This window comes from Thauera sp. (genome assembly GCF_035444905.1).
Lineage (GTDB): Bacteria > Pseudomonadota > Gammaproteobacteria > Burkholderiales > Rhodocyclaceae > Thauera.
Genome location: NZ_DAOMPS010000066.1, coordinates 1 through 19578, shown reverse-complemented (window position 1 = coordinate 19578; position 19578 = coordinate 1). Strand labels below are relative to the sequence as shown.

Annotated in this window: 18 protein-coding genes; 7 read left to right on the top strand and 11 right to left on the bottom strand. The window is 63.9% G+C overall.

The window, feature by feature from the left end:
• Positions 1-114 precede the first annotated feature (114 nt).
• Positions 115-321: a hypothetical protein gene (locus PLC66_RS19790; protein ID WP_324543705.1), complete on the top strand. Its 207-nt coding sequence runs from the start codon at positions 115-117 to the stop codon at positions 319-321.
• Here the strand turns inward: PLC66_RS19790 and PLC66_RS19785 are convergent.
• Positions 318-3284, bottom strand: coding sequence for a Tn3 family transposase (locus PLC66_RS19785; protein WP_096453049.1), 2967 nt, complete (start codon positions 3282-3284; stop codon positions 318-320). The two genes, PLC66_RS19790 and PLC66_RS19785, sit on opposite strands and share 4 nt — an antisense overlap.
• 2 nt (positions 3285-3286) lie before the next feature.
• Entirely contained in the window at positions 3287-3844 is a 558-nt protein-coding gene (locus PLC66_RS19780; RefSeq protein ID WP_324543701.1) for a recombinase family protein, read from the bottom strand.
• A 161-nt stretch (positions 3845-4005) separates the two neighbouring features.
• On the opposite strand from PLC66_RS19780, the gene PLC66_RS19775 reads away from it, so the two are divergent.
• Positions 4006-4989 carry an arsenic resistance protein gene (locus PLC66_RS19775; protein ID WP_043743696.1) on the top strand — a complete coding sequence of 328 codons (984 nt, stop codon included), beginning with the start codon at positions 4006-4008 and terminating at the stop codon, positions 4987-4989.
• Positions 4990-5317: 328 nt separating this feature from the next.
• Here the strand turns inward: PLC66_RS19775 and PLC66_RS19770 are convergent, their stop codons facing one another.
• The 7 genes from PLC66_RS19770 to PLC66_RS19740 form a co-directional block, all read right to left on the bottom strand.
• On the bottom strand, positions 5318-5473 hold the full coding sequence (locus PLC66_RS19770) for a hypothetical protein (RefSeq protein ID WP_156147802.1): 156 nt from the start codon (positions 5471-5473) through the stop codon (positions 5318-5320).
• A 90-nt stretch (positions 5474-5563) separates the two neighbouring features.
• The gene (locus tag PLC66_RS19765) at positions 5564-8725 is read right to left on the bottom strand and encodes an efflux RND transporter permease subunit (RefSeq protein WP_324543695.1); all 3162 of its coding nucleotides are present in this window, start codon (positions 8723-8725) and stop codon (positions 5564-5566) included.
• Positions 8726-8735: 10 nt separating this feature from the next.
• Entirely contained in the window at positions 8736-9077 is a 342-nt protein-coding gene (locus PLC66_RS19760) for a P-II family nitrogen regulator (RefSeq protein WP_324543693.1), read from the bottom strand.
• 15 nt (positions 9078-9092) lie between these two features.
• Complete coding sequence (locus PLC66_RS19755) at positions 9093-10682, bottom strand: efflux RND transporter periplasmic adaptor subunit (protein ID WP_324543691.1); 1590 nt, start codon at positions 10680-10682, stop codon at positions 9093-9095.
• 1 nt (position 10683) lies between these two features.
• Positions 10684-12030 (bottom strand): TolC family protein, encoded by a 1347-nt coding sequence (locus PLC66_RS19750; RefSeq protein WP_324543689.1) that lies wholly within the window; start codon positions 12028-12030, stop codon positions 10684-10686.
• A 140-nt stretch (positions 12031-12170) separates the two neighbouring features.
• Positions 12171-12530, bottom strand: a complete 360-nt coding sequence (locus tag PLC66_RS19745) for a hypothetical protein (protein WP_034928692.1) — start codon at positions 12528-12530, stop codon at positions 12171-12173.
• Between the two features lie 69 nt (positions 12531-12599).
• Positions 12600-12932 carry a DUF4148 domain-containing protein gene (locus tag PLC66_RS19740; protein WP_043743683.1) on the bottom strand — a complete coding sequence of 111 codons (333 nt, stop codon included), beginning with the start codon at positions 12930-12932 and terminating at the stop codon, positions 12600-12602.
• Between the two features lie 168 nt (positions 12933-13100).
• Here PLC66_RS19740 and PLC66_RS19735 point away from each other — a divergent pair, with 168 nt between their 5' ends.
• Positions 13101-13790 carry a heavy metal response regulator transcription factor gene (locus PLC66_RS19735; RefSeq protein ID WP_324543685.1) on the top strand — a complete coding sequence of 230 codons (690 nt, stop codon included), beginning with the start codon at positions 13101-13103 and terminating at the stop codon, positions 13788-13790.
• A complete protein-coding gene (locus PLC66_RS19730; protein ID WP_324543683.1) occupies positions 13787-15130 on the top strand; it encodes a heavy metal sensor histidine kinase in 1344 nt (447 codons plus the stop codon). The genes PLC66_RS19735 and PLC66_RS19730 overlap by 4 nt, the downstream gene beginning before the upstream one ends.
• 71 nt (positions 15131-15201) lie before the next feature.
• Here PLC66_RS19730 and PLC66_RS19725 read toward each other — a convergent pair whose 3' ends face one another.
• Together PLC66_RS19725 and PLC66_RS19720 are read right to left on the bottom strand one after the other, a co-directional pair.
• Entirely contained in the window at positions 15202-17436 is a 2235-nt protein-coding gene (locus tag PLC66_RS19725; RefSeq protein WP_324543681.1) for a heavy metal translocating P-type ATPase, read from the bottom strand.
• 191 nt (positions 17437-17627) lie between these two features.
• On the bottom strand, positions 17628-18140 hold the full coding sequence (locus tag PLC66_RS19720; protein WP_034928684.1) for a hypothetical protein: 513 nt from the start codon (positions 18138-18140) through the stop codon (positions 17628-17630).
• A gap of 118 nt (positions 18141-18258) precedes the next feature.
• Here PLC66_RS19720 and cadR point away from each other — a divergent pair, with 118 nt between their 5' ends.
• The 3 genes from cadR (at position 18259) to PLC66_RS19705 (ending at position 19412) form a co-directional block, all read left to right on the top strand.
• Positions 18259-18729, top strand: coding sequence for a Cd(II)/Pb(II)-responsive transcriptional regulator (cadR, locus tag PLC66_RS19715; protein WP_043743675.1), 471 nt, complete (start codon positions 18259-18261; stop codon positions 18727-18729).
• A 75-nt stretch (positions 18730-18804) separates the two neighbouring features.
• Positions 18805-19203, top strand: coding sequence for a hypothetical protein (locus PLC66_RS19710; protein WP_034928677.1), 399 nt, complete (start codon positions 18805-18807; stop codon positions 19201-19203).
• Positions 19200-19412, top strand: coding sequence for a GDCCVxC domain-containing (seleno)protein (locus PLC66_RS19705; RefSeq protein ID WP_034928676.1), 213 nt, complete (start codon positions 19200-19202; stop codon positions 19410-19412). Before PLC66_RS19710 ends, PLC66_RS19705 begins: the two co-directional genes overlap by 4 nt.
• Positions 19413-19578 lie beyond the last annotated feature (166 nt).

Genomic DNA, 19578 nt, shown 5'->3' with positions numbered 1-19578 from the left:
GCTGCTCGAAGATGGCCGGCTGTGACCCCTCAAACACACTCAAATCCGGATACCCTTCTTTCTTCACGCTCAATTTGCTAGGGTGAGGCTACCGTCCACAGCCATCCCCTAGCCATGCCCACTCCGCTCTGGCTCAAACCCAACGGCGACCCGATCGCCTGTGTCGAAAAGCTCAAAGTCCTCGGCGAGAACCTCGAGGAGCTACAGCAAATGGTCAAGGATGCACTGGAAGATGCACTGCTCATGGGCTGCTCGGAAGCCTGTGTTCGGGAGGCGTTCCACAAGGGGTCGCCTCAGAAAACGGAAAAAATCGTACGCTAAGCCGGTTGCAGCGGTCGTAGCGGCCTGAACTTGCCCGCGCCGATCTTGGCGCTGCTGCGCCAGAGGTAATCGCCGGTCAGGTTGATGTGCTCCCAGCCCAGCGGCGACAGGCACTGCAACAGGCTGTCATCGATGACTTGGCCGTGGCTACGCAGGGCGTTCGCCGCCCGCTCCAGATAGACCGTGTTCCACAACACGATGGCCGCCGTCACCAGGTTGAGGCCGCTGGCCCGGTAGCGTTGCTGCTCGAAACTGCGATCGCGGATTTCGCCCAGCCGGTTGAAGAACACGGCGCGGGCCAGCGCGTTGCGGGCTTCGCCCTTGTTCAGCCCGGCATGCACGCGGCGGCGCAGCTCGACGCTTTGCAGCCAGTCCAGAATGAACAGCGTGCGCTCGATGCGCCCCAGCTCGCGCAGGGCCACGGCCAGGCCGTTCTGGCGCGGGTAGCTGCCGAGCTTCCTGAGCATCAGCGAAGCCGTCACAGTACCCTGCTTTATCGAAGTGGCCAGCCGCAGGATTTCGTCCCAATGGGCACGGACGTTCTTGATGTTGAGCGTGCCGCCGATCATGGGCTTCAGTGCCTCAAAGGCAGCATCGCCCTTCGGGATGTAGAGCTTGGTGTCGCCCAGGTCGCGGATGCGTGGCGCGAAGCGAAAGCCCAGCAGGTGCATCAGCGCGAAGACGTGATCGGTGAAGCCCGCCGTATCAGTGTAGTGCTCCTCGATGCGCAGGTCGGATTCGTGGTACAGCAGGCCGTCGAGCACGTAGGTCGAGTCGCGCACACCGACGTTGACGACCTTGGTGTGGAACGGTGCGTACTGGTCGGAGATGTGGGTGTAGAACGTCCGCCCTGGACTGCTGCCGTATTTCGGGTTGATGTGGCCGGTACTCTCGGCCTTGCTGCCGGTGCGGAAGTTCTGGCCGTCTGACGACGAGGTGGTGCCGTCGCCCCAATGCTCGGCGAAGGGGTGACGGAACTGCGCGTTGACCAGCTCGGCCAGCGCCGCCCCGTAGGTTTCGTCGCGGATGTGCCAGGCTTGCAACCAGGCCAGCTTGGCGTAGGTCGTTCCGGGGCAGGATTCCGCCATCTTGGTCAGGCCGAGGTTGATTGCGTCGGCCAGGATCGTGCTCAGCAGCAGGTTCTTGTCCTTGGCCAGATCGCCCGACTTGAGGTGGGTGAAGTGACGGGTAAAGCCCGTCCATTGGTCCACCTCCAAGAGCAGTTCGGTGATCTTGACGTGCGGCAGGATCATCGCCGTCTGGTCGATCAGCGCCTGCGCGGTGTCGGGCACGGCCGCATCGAGCGGCGTGATCTTTAGACCCGACTCCGTGATGATGGCGTCCGGCAGTTCGTTGGCCAGCGCGATGCGGTTGACCGTGGCGAGCTGCGTTTCCAACAGTGTCAGCCTGTCACGCAGGTACTGATCGCAGTCGGTGGCCACGGCCAGCGGCAATTCGCTGGCCTGCTTGAGGCTGACGAATTTCGCGGGCGGCACCAGGTAGTCCTCGAAGTCCTTGAACTGGCGCGAGCCTTGTACCCAGATGTCGCCGGAGCGCAGCGCGTTCTTCAGCTCCGACAGCGCGCACAACTCGTAGTAGCGCCGGTCGATGCCGGTGTCGGTCATCACCAGCTTCTGCCAGCGCGGCTTGATGAAGTCGGTCGGCGCATCGGCGGGCACCTTGCGGGCGTTGTCGCGGTTCATGCCGCGCAGCACCTCGATGGCGTCGAGCATATCCTTGGCGGCAGGCGCGGCTCGCAGCTTGAGCACGTCGAGGAATTCCGGCGCGTAGCGGCGCAGCGTGGCGTGGTGCTCGCCGATGCGGTGCAGGAAATCGAAGTCCTCGGGCTGCGCGAGCCGCTGCGCCTCGGTGACGCTCTCCGTGAAGGCGTCCCACGACATGACCGCCTCGATGGCGGCGAACGGATCGCTGCCCGCCTGTTTGGCCTCGATCAGCGCCCGGCCGATGCGGCCGAACAGGCGCACCTTGGCGTTGATCGCCTTGCCGGATGCCTGAAACTGCTGTTGATGCTTGTTCTTGGCGGCGTTGAAAAGCTTGCCCAGGATGCGATCGTGCAGGTCGATGATTTCGTCGGTGACGGTGGCCATGCCCTCGATGGCGAGCGCTACCAAGGTGGCGTAGCGGCGCTGCGGCTCGAACTTGGCGAGGTCGGCGGGCGTCATCTGGGCGCCCTCGCGAGCGATCTTCAGCAAGCGGTTCTGGTGTACCAGGCGCTCAATACCGGAAGGCAGATCGAGCGCCTGCCATGCCTTGAGGCGTCCGATGTGTTCAAGCATGTGCCGCGAGTTCGGCTTGGCCGGTGACTGGCGCAGCCAGGCCAGCCAGGTCGCCTTGCCGTTCTCGCGGCGCTTGAGCAGATCGTCGAGGCGGCGGCGATGCGCGTCCGACAGCGGTTCGGCCAAGGCGTCGTAGATGCGCCGGTTGGCGCGGGTGATCGCCTCGGCGCAGACGCGCTCGATCACATCGAGTGTCGGCAAGATGATGTGTTGGTGCCGCAGGGAGTCGAGGACACTGCCGGCCAGCACGATGCCCTTGTCGGTCTGCAAGGCCAGTGCGGTCGTGGCATGAACAGCCTGGCGATAGTGCCCCAAGCCGAACGGCTCCATGTCCAGGTACGCCCGCAGTTCGAGCAGGTGTTCGCGCCGGGTCTCCTCCCGTTCGGAATATTGCGGCCAACATGCCGGATCGAGTCGCAGGTGCCGTTCGATCCATTGCAGCAGGGGCCTCGGCACCTCAGCGTCCGGTAACAGGCCCTGACCGGGGAAGCGCAGCAAACACAACTGCACCGCGACACCCAGGCGGTTGGCCTCACCGCGCCGCTGGCGGATCAGTGACAGGTCGGATTCGCTGAAGGTGTAGTGTCGGATGAGTTCGTCTTGTGTATCGGGCAACGCCAGCAAGCTTTCGCGCTCGGCAGCGGACAGGATCGAACGGCGAGGCATGGTCAGGTTTCTCGCATGTACTGGTAAAGCGTTTCGCGGCTGATGCCGAACTCGCGGGCGAGCTTGGCTTTCTGCTCGCCCGCCGCGATGCGCCGTTTCAGTTCCTCGATCTTTTCGCTGTTCAGAGACTTCTTGCGCCCCCGATAGGCTCCGCGCTGCTTGGCGAGCGCGATCCCTTCGCGCTGCCGCTCGCGGATGAGCGCCCGCTCGAACTCGGCGAACGCGCCCATCACCGACAGCATGAGGTTCGCCATCGGCGAGTCCTCACCGGTGAAGGTCAGACTCTCCTTGACGAATTCGATGCGCACGCCGCACTGGGTGAGCTTTTGCACCAGGCGGCGCAGATCATCGAGGTTGCGCGCCAGGCGGTCCATGCTGTGCACCACCACGGTGTCGCCCTCGCGCACGAAGGCGAGCAGCCGTTCCAGCTCAGGACGCTGGGTGTCCTTGCCCGACGCCTTATCAGTGAACAGCCGGTCCACCGAAACCTGCTCGAGCTGGCGTTCCGGGTTCTGGTCGAAGCTGCTGACGCGGACGTAGCCGATGCGCTGACCGTTCAAGGTGTACTCCTGAGGACAATGTGTCAGGAAGAAATTTATGACCCTTGGTGGCGTGTGTCAATCAATTCGGAAAGCAAGTCTATCCTGACGCTTTCGCGTCGGCTGGTCTGACGCCAGGTTAGGGTATGCTTCAAATTGACACAAAGGAGCGAAATACAGACATGCAAGACATCCGGGAAATATTCGAGAGGCACCAAGTCGGCATTTACTTCGCGGCCGTTGTGTTGGCTGCGCTTGTCGCTTTGCTCGTACCCGGCACGGCAGCGCTTGAGGGTGGCGTCAACCCGGCGCTTGCACTCATGCTGTTCGTGACATTCCTGCAAGTGCCCCTGGCCGACCTTGGCCGGGCCTTCAGTCGCGGCCGGTTCCTTGCCGCACTGCTCATTACCAATTTCATCGTAACGCCGCTCTTGGTGGCCGTATTGGTGCAATTCCTGCCATCGGACCCTATGGTGAGGCTTGGCGTGCTGCTGGTGTTGCTGACGCCTTGCATTGACTACGTGGTTACGTTCTCGCACCTCGGTCGTGCCGATGCGCGGCTGCTACTGGCGGCAACCCCTGCGCTCCTGGTTGTGCAAATGCTGCTGCTGCCGGTCTATCTCGGCCTGCTTCTCGGGAACGATGCCGCAACCCTCGTGCAGCCCGGCCCGTTCGTTCATGCCTTCGTCTGGTTGATCGCGGTTCCACTCGCCCTTGCTGGGCTTGTGCAACTATGGGCGGCTCGAAGCCTGGCCGGTGAAAAGACCTCAGCGGCACTTGGTCTATTGCCGGTACCAGCGACCGCCCTTGTCCTATTCGTCGTCGTCGCGGCCGTGGTGCCGCGGCTCGGCTCCGCGACCGATGCGGCCTTGGGTGTGATTCCCTTCTATATCGCCTTTGCTGTGATCGCCCCCCTGATCGGATGGAGCATCAGCCGGCTGTTCCGCCTTGATGCCCCCGCCGGCCGAGCCATCGCTTTCAGCGCAGGCACTCGAAATTCCCTTGTCGTGTTGCCGCTTGCTCTCGCTGTACCTGGGGCCATACCCGTATTGCCTGCCATCGTCGTTACGCAAACTCTTGTCGAGTTGCTCAGCGAGTTGGTCTATGTCCGCTTCCTCGCGAGACTCGGCGGTATTGATCCTGTTGCTTCGCAAACCTCCTCGTAGCCGAGCGTGGCAAATCTAGGGCCGCTACGACCGGCTTAGCGTACGATTTTTCCGTTTCGTGAGCTGACCCCACATCGGACGCAATGGGTGCGTCAAGTCATCGCAATCGGAACCACACGGTTGCCTCACCCCGCCCGGGGAGGGCAACCACGGCCACAAACTTCATGCCGGGGATGATCTTGAAGTGGCCTTGCACCTCGAATTTCTCCACGGCGGGCAATAGCGCGGTTTCGATCCTTTCCTTACCCGACAGCAAAGTGACTCTTGCGGCGCCTCCGGTGACGGCAACGCTCTTCCCATGATCGCGAAGGTAGAGTTGCAGCAGGGTTCACGTAGCCACGAGTTCATAGTCCACTTCATTGACTTCGGCCACCATGCCGCCATGTCGGGGCACATGGCCCTTGTCATGGTCATGCCCGCCTGCGGCGAAGACGCTGAAGGACACCAGGACGATCACCGTTGCAATGACAGAAGCGTGTTTCATGCGACCTCCATGACGAAGTAGAGAACCGCGGGTGGATCGGGTCTATCGGGCGAAAGCGCAGCGGTTCGTACCCTTCCGCCCCACACAGGATCAATGGGCGGGAGCGAATGTCTCCGCGGGTGGCGCCATTCGCCTCTCGCGTCCATGGGCGATGCGATACAGCGCCGGCAGCACGAGCAGCGTCAGTGCGGTAGACGACAGGATGCCGCCGATGACCACAGTGGCCAGCGGCCGCTGCACTTCGGCACCGGTACCGACCGCGATCGCCATGGGAACGAACCCGAGCGATGCGACCAGCGCCGTCATCAGCACAGGACGCAATCGCGTCAGCGCGCCCTCCCGGATCGCGTCATCGAGATCGAAGCCGTCATCGCGCAGACTCCGGATGTACGAGATCATCACCAGGCCGTTGAGCACGGCCACGCCCGACAGCGCGATGAAGCCGACACCGGCGGAGATCGACAGCGGGATATCGCGCAACCACAGCGCCAGGATGCCGCCGGTCAGCGCGAAGGGGACGCCGGTAAAGACCAGCAGCCCGTCCTTGACATTGCCAAACATCATGAAGAGCAACGTTAGGACAAGCAGCAACGCGACCGGCACGACGATCTGAAGCCGTTTGGCGGCCGACTGCAACTGCTCGAAGGTGCCGCCCCAGGTCGTCCAGTACCCTGTGGGCACCTGCACCGCCGTGGCGATCTTCGTTTCCGCCTCGGCGACGAAGGAACCAATGTCGCGCCCGCGCACGTTGGCGGTCACCACAACCCGACGTTTGCCGTTTTCGCGGCTGATCTGGTTGGGGCCGGGCGCAGACTCGATGCGTGCGACATCGCCCAGCCGGACGAAGCCACGCGCGCCGTTCTCGCCGGCGGGCACGCGGATTGGCAGACGGCGGATCGCCTCGAGGTCACCGCGAATCGCATCGGGCAACCGGACCAGGATGTCGAAGCGCCGGTCGCCCTCGAACACCGCCCCGGCCTCCTGCCCGCCGAGCGCAGCCGAGACGCTGTCCTGGACGTCGGCGACGTTCAGGCCGAGCCGGGCAATCTGATTCCGGTCGATCCGGACCGTCAGCATGGGCAGGCCAGTGGTCTGCTCCACCTTCACGTCGGCAGCACCCGGAACCCCCTCGAGCACGGCGGCAATGCGTTCTGCCGTCTCGTTCATGGTGTCCATGTCGTCACCGAAGACCTTCACCGCCACGTCGCTGCGAACGCCCGAGATCAACTCGTTGAATCGCATCTGAATCGGTTGCGTAAACTCGTAGTTGTTGCCCGGTATCTGACCGACCGCACGCTGCATCGCCGCGACCAGCTCACTCTTGGACTTCTGCGGGTCCGGCCACTGGTCCCGCGGCTTGAGCATCACGAAGTTGTCGGCGACATTGGGTGGCATCGGGTCGGTTGCGATCTCGGCCGTACCAATCTTGGCGAACACGTTGTCGACTTCGGGGAAGGCCTTGACCGTGCGCTCCAGTTGCACCTGCATGTCGATCGATTGGCTCAGGCTCGTGCCCGGAATGCGCAACGCATGAAGCGCGACGTCGCCCTCATCGAGGCTCGGGATGAATTCGCTGCCCATGCGGGTCGCCAGTAGCCCTGACAGCACGATGCTGACGCAGGCGATCGTCAGAACCAACGGCTTGCGCGCCATGACCCAGTCGAACGCCGGGGCGTAGCCGCGCTTGGCGATCGCCATGAGCCGATTTTCGGTCTCGCTGACCTTGCCGGACAGAAAGAGCGCAACCGCTGCGGGTACGAAGGTGACCGACAGAATCATCGCGCCCAGCAATGCGGTCACGACGGTAAAGGCCATCGGGTGGAACATCTTGCCTTCGACCCCGGTCAGGGCAAAGATCGGCAGGTACACCACCATGATGATGAGCTGGCCGAAGAGCAGCGCCCGCCGCGATTCCTTCGACGCCACGAAGACTTCGTGAAACCGCTCGTTGCGCGTCATCGGCCGGTCGAGCGCAGCCTGCGCGTGGGCGAGGCGGCGCACACAGTTCTCGACGATCACCACGGCCCCATCGATGATGATGCCGAAGTCCAGGGCGCCCAGGCTCATCAGGTTGGCGCTGACCCGGTTCGTCACCATGCCGGTGAAGGTGAATAGCATCGCCAGCGGGATCACCATCGCGGTGATGAGCGCCGCACGGATGTTGCCGAGAAACAGGAACAGGATGGCAATGACCAGCAGAGCGCCCTCGGTCAGGTTCTTCTTGACCGTGTCGATGGCCTTTTCGACCAGGATGGTGCGGTCATAGACCGTCTTGGCGACGATGCCCTCGGGCAAGGTCTTGTTGATTGCCTGCAGGCGTGCGTCGACCGCCTTCGACACGTCGCGGCTGTTCTCACCGATGAGCATGAACACCGTGCCCAGCACCACTTCGCGGCCATTCTCGGTCGCGGCACCGGTGCGCAGCTCCTTGCCCAGGCCCACTTCAGCCACATCGCGGATGCGTATCGGGACCCCTTGGGCGTGGCCGACGACGATATTGGCGATATCGTCGATGCCGGCGACCTGTCCCGGTGCGCGGATCAGATACTGCTCGCCCCGACGCTCGATATAACCTGCCCCCACGTTGGCGTTGTTGCGCTCGAGCGCCGTGACCAGATCGCTGATGGCCAGCCCGTAGGACACCATGCGATCGGGCAGGGGTGCCACCTGAAACTCCTTTGCATAGCCGCCGATCGTGTTGATCTCGGTGACCCCTGGGACGGTGCGCAATTGCGGCTTGATGATCCAGTCTTGAATCTCGCGCAGATCCATCGGTGTGTACGCGCTTCCGTTGGGTTTTTTCGCGCCCTCGGTCGCCTCGACCGTCCACATGTAGATTTCGCCCAGCCCGGTGGCGATGGGGCCGAGCGCCGGGGCGAGGCCGGCCGGCAGTTTGCTGCGGGCCTCCTGGATGCGCTCGTTCACCAGTTGCCGGGCAAAGTAGATGTCCGTGCCGTCCTTGAACACGACGGTGACCTGGGACAGGCCATAGCGCGACAGGGAACGGGTCTGCTCGAGATTGGGCAAACCGGCCATCGTGGTTTCGATCGGAAAGGTCACGCGCTGTTCGGACTCCAGCGGGGAGTAGCCGGGGGCTTCGGTATTGATCTGGACCTGGACGTTGGTGATGTCGGGCACCGCGTCGATGGGCAGACGCTGATAGTTGTAGATTCCGACGCCGACCATGCCGAGCACGGCGAGCAGCACGAGCCATCTTTGATCGATGGCGAAGCGGATGATGCGTTCGAACACGAGCCTCTCCTCAAAGCGCCGCGGCGTCGCGTTCGCCGGTGCGAATACGGACCGCGGTGACGAGTTCGACGACGCCGATCATCCCGTCGCCCGGTTGCCCGGTGCGTGCCGCCGCCGCGACCGCGTCGACGATGGCGGACGCATCGTCGTGCTGGCACAGGATCAGCAGCACGAGCACATCGTGAGCGTGGGGATTCCATTCGTCGGCGACGAACCGGTGGTCCGGCCCATGCCCGCGGGGATGGCCTTTCGCGCCGAATACGGTGAACCCGGGGCAATGCGGGAGCGTTTCGAGCGCCGCCTCGACGGCGTCGAGGCGGTGGGGGCGAATCAGGGCGGTGATCTGTTTCATGTCGGGGGCTCCCGGTCAGTGGTCGTGGCTGGCGCCGGCCTTGCCGAGCTCCGCCTTGATGACATAGCTGTTCTTCGCCGCGTAGCGCTCGCCCGCCTGCAGGCCTGCCAGCACCTCCACGTGTCGGCCGTCGCTGCGACCCAGTTCGAGCGGGCGCGCTTCGAAGGCGTCGCCGTAGCGGCCGAATACCACCTTCCAGTCGCGCAGATCCTGGACGGCGTCCACCGCGACCGCGACTGGCACCTTCGTTTCCGCGGCGACGACGGTGACGGACACCGGCAATCCCGGTCGCCAGACACCGGAGGGGTTCTGCACCACGATGCGGGCGATGCCGGTACGGGACTGCTCGCCGATCAGCGGGCTGATGAAGGTGACCCTGCCCGGCGCCGACGCGTCGAAGGCGCTGGCGCGGATCGTTACCGTCTGGCCTGCGGCGAGCGCACCCAGATCCTGCGCGGACACCGGCGCCTCCACCCATACCGACGACAGGTCCGAGACGGTGAAGACCGCGGCGTCCTCCTTGACCGCTTCGCCGACCGACAGGCGTTTGTCGGTCACGACCCCGTCGATCGGGGAGCGAAGCTCATAGCGCGTGAGTGCGCCGCCGCCCGAAGCAACGCTGCCCAGTGTGGCGAGCTTCTGTTGTGCGCTCTGTACGGCAATCTCGCCTTCCTGCATGACGGTGCGCGCCTGCAGCATGTCCTGCTCGGGCGAGATCTTCTCCTGCCACAACGTCCTTTCACGCTCGTAGGTGGTCCGTGCGAGTGCGAGACGACGCTGCGCGGCCAACAATTCGGTACGCTGGTCGGCGAGCAATTGACTGCTCAGCACGGCGAGCACCTGTCCCTTGCGCACACGTTCGCCTGCGCTGACCGCCACCGACTCCACCAGGCCGGCCAGCCGCGGGACGACCTGCACGGTACGATCACTGTTGTAGCGCACCTCCCCCAGTAACTCGAGCGCTGTTCCGATCGTGGCCGGCGCCGCTTCGGCGAGCTCGATTCCGGCGCCCTGGAGCTGTGCTTCGGTCATGGTGACGCGGGCCTCGACCTGTTCGTAGCCGAGCTGGTAGCGTTTTCCTTGGTAGTCCGCCTGTACCTTGACCGCAAAGGAGTGCGGCTCGGCCACGACCGCATCGCCCTTGAGGTAGTCACCTTCCTTCGTGAAGCTGAAACGTTGCGGCGACTGCCCCAACCGCTCGAGGACAAGCTGGACCTGGCTCTGCGCGACATCGAGCGGCTTGCCATCCCAATACGTGTAGAGCCGGAATTGAGGTTCCGCCCCGGTTTCGAAGATCGTCACCTCGATGCCGTAGCGGCCATCGGTGAGCAGCTTGCCGCCGTGTGGACCTTTCGCCGGTTCGGCGGCGGCCTCGTGGTGCTCTTCATCGGCATGCGAGGCATCGTCGGCGTGGTCGGTCGATTTGGCCTGACCGTGATGCTCCTCCTCGGCATGCCCGGGCGCCTCCGGGTGGGCGGCATGCCCCTGTTCGTCAGTGACGGCCTTGTTGCCATCGGTCGCAAGAATTGCTGCACCCAACGCGAGCCCGACGACAAGCACCGCGACGATCGCCCAGGGTGTGTTCTTCGGTTTGGTTTCTGCCATTTCACTCTCCAGTGCGCCGGACTGTTGCCGACGCGCGCGGGGTTTCGGTTGATTCGTCAAGGCCGAGCAGCCGGTCGAGGTCCGCGCGGGCGCGGTGGGTATCGGCCAGTGTGCGCAGGTACTGGCTGCGGGCCTGCAGCAGCGTGCGCTGCGCATCGAGCGCTTCGAGGAAGCTGAATTTCCCCAGCTCGAAGCCCTTCGCCGCCGCGTCGTAGGCACTTTGGGCGCCGGGCAGCACCTGCTCGGCGAAGAGCTGGGCTTCCTGGCGTAGCGACGCCAGGCGCGCACGGGTCTCCCGCGCTTCGGCCGACACCTGCAACTGGCTGGCGGAGAGTTCTTCCCGAGCCTTCTCCTCGCGCTTGAGCGCCTCGAGCAGGTTGCCCCGATTCGTATCGAAGATCGGCAGCGGGACGGACAGGCCGAGGATGGCCTGGTTGCGCCCCAACTCTTCAGACCGCTTCGCGCCCAGGCTGACGGTGATGTCCGGGATTCGGCGCGCCTTCTCGAGTTCCGTCAGCGCCTGCCGTCGGTCGATCTCCAGTCGGGCGCGGCGCAGGGCCGGCGCGTTGTCGAGCGAGCGCTCGAGATCGGCCATCGACGGCACCGCGGGCAACGCATCGAGCTGGGCGTCCAGCCTCCAGGACAGGCCTCTGGGCTCGCCAAGCAAGGCCGCCAGCCGCGCCTGCGCACCGACCCATTCACTGCGCGCCTGACTCAGCTCGACCTGTACGCCCGCTTGCGCAACGTGGGCCTTGGTCTCTTCGATGGGCGCCACCTTGCCGGCCTTGACGCGCTGGCCGGCGGCCCGGCTTGCCCGCTGGGCGAGTTCCATGGCCTGCTCGGCCAGGCGCACGCGCTCCTGCGCGGTCAGCGCGTCGTAATACGCGGAGGTGACGGACGCGCGTATCGCAAGTCGCTTTGCCGCGAGTTCCTCGGTGGCGATGTCGTGGCCGCGCTCGGCCGCCAGCATGCGCGCCGCGCGTTTTCCGCCCATCTCGATCGGCTGATTGAGCTGGAGCGTCGTCGTCCGCGTCTGACGCTGGGTGTCTTCGAGCAGGTAGGCGATTTCGGGGTTCGGGCGGCTCTGCGCTTGCTGGCTCGCGCCGGCCATCACCTCCACCTCGAGCCGCGATGCGGCCAGCTCCGGGTTCTGTGCGTAGGCCAGCGCATGCGCCTGGCCTAGCGACAGGGCGCCATTCACTGCCGCATCGCCGGCAGCCGGCTGCGAACGCCATGCTGGCGCTGGCGCGGCTGGCGCGGAAGTGGGCGGGTTCTGCGCCCACGTCATGAGGGGAAAGCACAGTGCGACGCACAGGCCGATGCCGCGCGAAGGGTCGATCTTCGTCATTGAGTCCTCGTCTGGACGGCGTCAGGCTCGCTCGGGCGATGCGCCCGGCGAGACGGATCAAAAGGAAACCGACGAGGGCGGCCACGCGACCGGTGCTCAACCGATGCGTGGATCCATGAAACCCGAACTCGTCGGCGGAATCAGACGAGGAGGGATGCGGGCGGGCGAAGGAGGTTGTCCGGCGGCGGCTCGGACAGCGGGGAGCGATAGGGACTGTCGCCCGAGCGGTCCGGGAAGACCTCGAGACTGTGCGTGGCGGCAAACAGGGCGTGCGGGCTATGGCTGTGGTCGTGATCGGCGCTGCAACTGGCGTCACACGCCTTGCTCGTCCCGTGATCCGAGCGCTCGGTGCCGTCACGGTCCGCATGATCGTGCGTGTGATGACCCAGATGAGCGCGCTTCAGGGAACCGCCTTCGTGCGAGCAAAATGCCGCCACGGCCGCGGTGCTCCACTGCAGCGGCAGAAAAAACACGAGGAGGACGATCAGAAGCTTGCGCACGCACCGATTCTACAGGAGGTCTCAGGGTTGGAAATGGGGTGGCATCAATCCGTGGCGCGAACTGGAGGCTCAGTTCGCGCCATAGAGTTCCTCCATGTAAGCGCGCTCGGCAGGCGTCACGTTCTTGAGTTCCTGCAGGACCTGCTCTCGCGTTTTGCCGGGGCCCGCGTTCGTGTCCGGCATCGGCAGACCACGCCGGAAGTATTCATAACTTCCGTCTGCCTTGGCCTGCTCAAGCTCGCGCATCACGTCAGCGCGGGTCTTGGTGCTTTCACCATGGTCGGGATGAAACGTCCAGCCCACCTCGGTCGTCGTGCGATGCCAGACGTCCGCGTACGAGACGGTCGGTGCGACCAGAAGGCTGGCGACGAGCGCAGTGGAAGTGAGTATGCGAGCGACCATGATGGAACTCCTGTCGAATCATCCGTGGCGCCAGACCGGTTTGGGCCTGCCGATGCCTTGAGGGTCAAGGCGTGAATCGACTATACGGAGGCCGCTTCGTCAGTTTGCGAACTGCCGCATTACGTTTTTGTAATGTCCGGCTCAGCCGGTTCTTGACATAATTCGATCATGAAAGTCCTGGTGATTGAAGACGAGCCCAAGCTTGCCGACTATCTTCGCAAGGCCTTGTCTGAGAGCAGCTACGTTGTCGATGTCGCCAATGACGGGGCCACCGGACTGCACTTCGCCCGCGAAGGGCAATACGATCTGATCCTGCTGGATGTCATGCTGCCGGTCGTCGACGGCTTCGGTGTCCTGAACGAACTGCGCAAGAGTAATCAGGTTCCGGTCCTCATGCTGACGGCGCGCGACAGGATCGAAGACCGGGTACGGGGGCTACAGGACGGCGCCGACGATTACCTCGGCAAACCGTTTGCGCTGTCCGAACTGCTCGCGCGGGTGCAGGCCTTGATGCGCCGGGGTGCCCTTTCCGCGTCACCCGCGGCGGAACTCAACATGCTTCGCCTCGAAGACCTCGAACTCGACCTGATGCGCCGCAGGGCGACCCGCGGCGGGCTGCGGCTGGAGCTGACCGCCAAGGAGTTCACGCTACTGACGTTGCTGCTGCGCCGGCAGGGGGAGGCCCTCTCCCGCACCGTCCTGGCCGAGCAGGTCTGGGACATGAATTTCGACAGCAATACCAATGTCGTCGAAGTCGCCGTTCGCCGCCTGCGCGGGAAACTGGACGATCCCTTCGACCGGAAGCTTCTGCACACGGTCCGGGGGATGGGCTACGTGCTCGAAAGCCGGGAAGAATGAAACCGGCGGCCCCTCGTTCGCTGCGCCGGTGGCTCTCGCGAGGGCTTGCCCTCCTGACCCTCGTCGGCTTGGGTCTGGTCTGCGCAGCCGTGTATGTGGCCACACACTTGAGTCTGGCGTCCCGGCAGGCGGTTTCGCTCGAGCAACATCGTCAGGTGATTGAACATCTCGTTGAAGAGATTACGACCCCGGACGACCTGGCCATCTTGCGTCACAAGCTCGACGACTTTTTTGCCGGTCGATCCGATCTGCGCTTGCGCCTGCGCTCGGCATCGGGCCAGTGGGTCTACGGCGCCGATGATCGAGGCCTCCTCATGCTCGCAAACGAGAAGCGGGTGGTCTTCGATATTGCTTCTCCAACACATCCCTTTGCCCCGATGCAGGCAGAACTGGCCTTGGACGTTGCATCCGACGATCAGTTGCTGCGCGGACTTGCATGGACACTGGCCGCCTGCGCCTTGACGGGCACGATCGCGATTTCATTGGGAGGAGCGTGGCTGGTGCGTCGAGCGCTCGAGCCGGTCAACGAACTGGCGCAACAGGCGATGCGTCTCGTCCCCGAACGGCTCGCAGAACGGCTCGACGGCGCCGCGCAGGCAGAGGAAGTGCAGCCGCTGGTTCAGCAGTTCAACGCCGTGCTCGAACGCTTGCAGGGAGCGTACATCCAATTGGAAGGTTTCAACGCAGACGTCGCACACGAACTGCGAACCCCCTTGACGACGCTGATAGGGCAGACGGAACTGGCGCTGAAGGGCAAAGGTGACGCGGCTGAGCTTCGCGACATCATGGGTTCAAACCTCGAAGAGCTACACCGTCTTTCGAGTCTCGTGCACGACATGCTGTTCCTGTCCAATGCAGACCGGGGCGTCAAGGCACGCACCCGCACGATCAGCAGTCTTGCCGCGCTTGCGCGTGAAGTCGCCGAGTACCATGAGGCCCCGCTGCTCGAGGCGCGGCTCACGATCGGGATCATTGGCGATGCCGTAGCGTGCGTCGATAGTCGTCTCGTTCGGCAGGCACTGTCGAACCTTTTGTCGAATGCCACCCGATACGCGCAACCTGGCACGACGATCGAGGTCGATATCCACGAAGCGGCGCCGGGAGAAGTCGCGTTATCCGTTACCAATACGGGTCCCGAGATTGCCGAAGAGCACCTTTCTCGCCTCTTTGACCGTTTCTACCGGGTCGATGCTGCGCGCAAGCATGGCGAGGATAACAACTATGGCTTGGGCCTTGCGATTGTTGCCGCGATCGCGCGCATGCATGGGGGGCGGACGTTTGCTCGTTCCTCTCAGGGAATGACGACGATCGGATTCTCGGTTCCGTACAGCGACCGGTAGCGTTGGTCAGCGCCCGTTTCGCAGCGGCTGCTCGCATGCACGATACTTCTCCTCCACCGATGTTCCGTCCCTCAGTCCGTGCGTTCGGTCGGGCGCAAGAGGCGCAGGCCGTTGAACACGACGAGCAGGCTCGCGCCCATATCGGCAAACACGGCCATCCACATCGTGGCCGACCCCAGAAGAGCGAGCACCAGAAAAACGCTCTTGATGCCGAGCGCCAGGGTAATGTTCTGCCACAGTACCGAATGCGTGCGCCGCGACAAACGGATCGTCTCGGGGATACGGCGCAGATCGTCGTTCATGATCACGATGTCAGCCGCCTCCATCGCCGTATCGGTGCCCGCCGCGCCCATGGCGATCCCCATGTCGGCCTGAGCAAGTGCCGGCGCATCGTTAATGCCGTCCCCTGTCATTGCCGTAGGACCATATTGGCGCTGCAGGTCGCGAATCGCAGCGAGTTTGTCTTCAGGCAGTAGATTGCCGCGGGCATCCTCGATACCGGCCTGCGCGGCAATCGACCGTGCGGTCGCTTCATTGTCGCCGGTCAGCATCACCGGGGTGACCCCCAGCGCACGCAATTCGGCAATGGCAGTCCGGGACGATGCCTTGATCGTGTCCGCGACCGCGAACAGGCCCAGCACCTTCGTCGACGAGGCCAGCAGCGTGACAGTGCGTCCTTGCGATTCGTGCTCCGCCAGCCGTGCCTCGAGTTCAGTACTGCACTGGCCGCGATCTTCGATCAAACGGTGGTTACCCAGAACATGGACGTCGTCGCCAACGCGCCCTTGAACACCGCGCCCCGCGAGGGCATTGAATTCGTCGACGGCCTCCAGCGGGTGGTCGAGCCCGGCCGCAATGGCTTTCGAGACCGGATGGTCCGAGTGGGCGGCAAGGCTTGCGGCAAGGCTCCCGGTTCGCTGCTCGGTATGGTCGGCGGAGATGGCGTCGAAGGCCACGAGGCGTGGCTTGCCTTCGGTCACAGTGCCGGTCTTGTCAAGCGCGATCGCCTTGATCTTGCGCGCATCCTCGAGGTACGTTCCACCCTTGATCAGAATGCCCCGTCGTGCAGCCGCGGTGAGCCCGCTCACTACGGTCACCGGTGTGGAGATGACCAGCGCGCAGGGACAAGCGATGACGAGCAGGACCAGCGCCTTGTAGAGCGCATCGAGCCAGGGCCAGCCGAATCCCAACGGTCCGACGATCGCCACCGCCAGCGCGATCACGAAGATGGCGGGCGTATAGATCGCCGCGAAACGGTCGACGAATCGCTGCGTGGGCGCCCGCGTGCTCTGTGCTTGTTCCACGGCATGAATGATGCGTGCCAGCGTCGTATTGCTCGCCACGGCCGTCACGCGGCATTCGAGCAACCCGGTCTCATTGATCGTCCCGGCAAAGACGAGATCGCCGGGTTGCTTGTCGACGGGAATACTTTCGCCGGTGACCGGTGCCTGGTTGATCGCACTGTTTCCGACGGTCACGACACCATCGAGTGGCACACGCTCGCCGGGTTTGACGCGAATGATGGCCTCCAGAGGCACCGAGGCGGCCGCGACGCGCACCCAACTTCCGTCCACCTGCCTCACCTCGGCTTCGTCAGGGGCCAGGGCCATCAGGCTCGTGATCGCATTGCGTGCCTGGTCGACCGCGCGCGCCTCGATCAACTCGGCGATGGCATAGAGCGCCATGACCATGGCCGCCTCGGGCCACTGGCCAATCACGAATGCGCCGGTGACGGCGACGGACATCAGGGCATTGATGTTCAGGCGAGCACGACTGAGCGCGACGAGCCCCTTCTTATAAACGCTCAAACCCGACAAGCCGATTGCCGCAGCAGCGAGGGCCATACCCACGACCTTGACCAGGAGGGTTGCCGGTGCAAAGTAGGCCAATGCTTCAGCGCCCACCGCCAAGATCAGGGCACCGATCAGCCGTGCGAGCCCAGCTCCGATTCGCCGATCGTCGTCAGCGGACTCGGCTTGCAACGTCTGGCCGGACTGCCCCGCATCGACGAGATGGATCTCGAAGCCCGCCGCACGTATTGCATCTTGTGCCTGTTGCTGCACGGCGGCTCCGGCCGTGATCGTAAGCGTACGCGTACCCAGCGCGAAGCCAAGCCGGCGAACCCCGACGACCGACGACAGCGCCTGCCTGATCTCCATCTCTTCGGTAGCGCAATCCATTGCCGGAATGCGATAAACCGTATTCTCGGCCGCCGCGCCGGGCAAAAGCTCCTGCGACGGCGTCGCGTCCTGCGCGCATGCACCCCCGACATTGCAGAGCTGGGTATCTTCAGTCACTTTGTTCATGATCACGCTCCTTGACGCCATTGAAAACCCTGTAGTGACCACAGAGTCAACCACTTACCCTAATCAGCGCCTCCTCGGTCGGGCAGTCCATGTGGGTGATGACGAAAACGGATTGCTTCATGGTGGTCCTGCACGAGGAATGCAACGGTCGCTCGCGGGGCATGACACCGAAGTGACCACCCCGGGACGGCTCACTTCGGCTGCGGCTGCTGCGACATCCACTGCTGATGCTGCATCATTTGATCCATCATCATCTGCTGCATCGGCATGTATTGCTCCATCATGAATTGGCGCTGCTTGAGTTGCTCGGGCGTCAGACGCCGGTAGTCCCCCCACATGGGCCCGCCCATCATGCGGCCGCCCATACGGCCCTGGCCCATCATCGGCGCCCCGCCGCAACACCCCATCATCCCCGGTGCCCACATGCCGTGCATCATCTGCATGTTGTTCTGCATCGTGGTCCAGTGGTCCTGGAGCAGTTTCTGCCGCGCCTGGGGATCCTCCGTCTGGCGGATCCTGTCCATCTGCTCCTGCATCGCTCTCATGTTCTCCTGCACCTGCGCCATCTGCTTGTCAAAGTCCGTCGTGCCGGGGGCCTCCTGTTTCGTCTGCCCGCCCGCGCCGGCTGGCGGGTCGGCGGCAAAGAGGGACGGCGCCGGCATCGCGAGGGCCGCGGCCAATCCCAACGTGATCAATGGTTTCATCTTGCGCTCCTTTCGAGGGTTCCCTGAGTCCTGCCCGCTGCGGCAGTGTCAACATTGAAAACCCTGTAGTCGCTCCGGGGTCAACGGCTTAGCATGAGCAATCGTGCGAGGAGGTGTCATGCGGATCGGAGAACTTGGCCAGGCGACCGGCGTCGATGTCGAAACGATTCGCTACTACGAGAAGGCGAGGTTGCTGCCGCCGCCCGCCCGGGCAGCGAATGGCTACCGCGCCTACGGCGCGGCACACCTGGAACGCCTGAGCTTCGTCCGCCACTGTCGGGCGCTTGACATGTCGCTTGCGGAGATCAGGCACCTGCTCGATTTCGTCGCCCACCCGGAGGCCGATTGCGGTGAGATCAACCGGCTGATCGACGAGCATCTCGGACGGGTGCGGGCGCGGTTGAAGTCCCTGAACGCCCTGGAGAATCAGTTGGTGGCGTTGCGGGCGAGCTGCGGGGCCGGGCACGTGGCTGCGGACTGCGGCATCCTGCACGAACTGGAGGCCGCCGCCCATGGCGAGGCGTGCGTATGCCATCCGGCGGGGAGAAAACATCCAGCAGTGACGACGCAAAAAGCGAAGGAACGTTGATCGGCGCTGCGTTGCGGCGGCTGGTCAACGAGTCTTAACGTACGATTTTTTCCCGTTTTCTGAGACGACCCTAAGATGAAAAAGATGATGGCTCAGATGGGCTCGGGCGGCGAAGGCCCCATGGACATGATGCAGAAGATGATGGGGCAGATGGGAAGTCAGCCCGGCGGCGAGGCCGGCAACCCCATGCAGCAGATGATGGGAATGTGCTCGGAAATCCTGGCGGCCATCCACAAGACAACGTCGATGGCCGCGCTTGCTACGCCCGAACTTCACACCCTGTTCGGCGAGTGGATGGAAAGCCTGGAACGTGAGGCGCTCGCGGCACTGGACGACCAGGGCGCGGCAGATGCAACGGCCCTGGCGACCAAGCTCAAGATCAGCGAGGCAAGCGCAATTCATGTTGTTGCGCACCTTGCCAGCAAGGGCAAGGTAAGTCTGAGCGTCCGCGCCACCGGGCAAGGTGCGCCGTGAGTCCCATTGTCCTGGAGTCCGTGTTGACGTGCCCACGCTGTGGATATGCCCAGCAGGAAACCATGCCGACCGACGCCTGCCAGTTCTTCTACGAGTGCTGCAACTGCAAGGCGTTGCTGCGCCCCAACCCCGGCGACTGCTGCGTGTTCTGTTCCTTCGGCTCGGTGAAATGCCCGCCGATTCAGGCGCAGCGCGGGTGTTGCGGGTAGCGCCCAGCTTTCACCGGCATCATCGACAGCCCGCCTTCGCGCGGGCTGTTTGCATCGTGGGGCTGAGGAACGGCTTAGCGTACGATTTTTTCCGTTTTCTGAGACGACCCGCACAAGGCGATCGACGCAATCCAGTCCGACTTCCCCGAGCAACTGGCCTGAGCGT

Coding starts and splice junctions, on each gene's coding strand:
- PLC66_RS19725 (WP_324543681.1), bottom strand. CDS start 17,436: ATGAACAAAGTGACTGAAGATACCCAGCTCTGCAATGTCGGGGGTGCA.
- PLC66_RS19760 (WP_324543693.1), bottom strand. CDS start 9,077: ATGAAACAGATCACCGCCCTGATTCGCCCCCACCGCCTCGACGCCGTC.
- PLC66_RS19775 (WP_043743696.1), top strand. CDS start 4,006: ATGCAAGACATCCGGGAAATATTCGAGAGGCACCAAGTCGGCATTTAC.
- PLC66_RS19720 (WP_034928684.1), bottom strand. CDS start 18,140: ATGAAACCATTGATCACGTTGGGATTGGCCGCGGCCCTCGCGATGCCG.
- PLC66_RS19750 (WP_324543689.1), bottom strand. CDS start 12,030: ATGACGAAGATCGACCCTTCGCGCGGCATCGGCCTGTGCGTCGCACTG.
- PLC66_RS19735 (WP_324543685.1), top strand. CDS start 13,101: ATGAAAGTCCTGGTGATTGAAGACGAGCCCAAGCTTGCCGACTATCTT.
- PLC66_RS19740 (WP_043743683.1), bottom strand. CDS start 12,932: ATGGTCGCTCGCATACTCACTTCCACTGCGCTCGTCGCCAGCCTTCTG.
- PLC66_RS19710 (WP_034928677.1), top strand. CDS start 18,805: ATGAAAAAGATGATGGCTCAGATGGGCTCGGGCGGCGAAGGCCCCATG.
- PLC66_RS19770 (WP_156147802.1), bottom strand. CDS start 5,473: ATGAAACACGCTTCTGTCATTGCAACGGTGATCGTCCTGGTGTCCTTC.
- cadR (WP_043743675.1), top strand. CDS start 18,259: ATGCGGATCGGAGAACTTGGCCAGGCGACCGGCGTCGATGTCGAAACG.
- PLC66_RS19785 (WP_096453049.1), bottom strand. CDS start 3,284: ATGCCTCGCCGTTCGATCCTGTCCGCTGCCGAGCGCGAAAGCTTGCTG.
- PLC66_RS19730 (WP_324543683.1), top strand. CDS start 13,787: ATGAAACCGGCGGCCCCTCGTTCGCTGCGCCGGTGGCTCTCGCGAGGG.
- PLC66_RS19790 (WP_324543705.1), top strand. CDS start 115: ATGCCCACTCCGCTCTGGCTCAAACCCAACGGCGACCCGATCGCCTGT.
- PLC66_RS19755 (WP_324543691.1), bottom strand. CDS start 10,682: ATGGCAGAAACCAAACCGAAGAACACACCCTGGGCGATCGTCGCGGTG.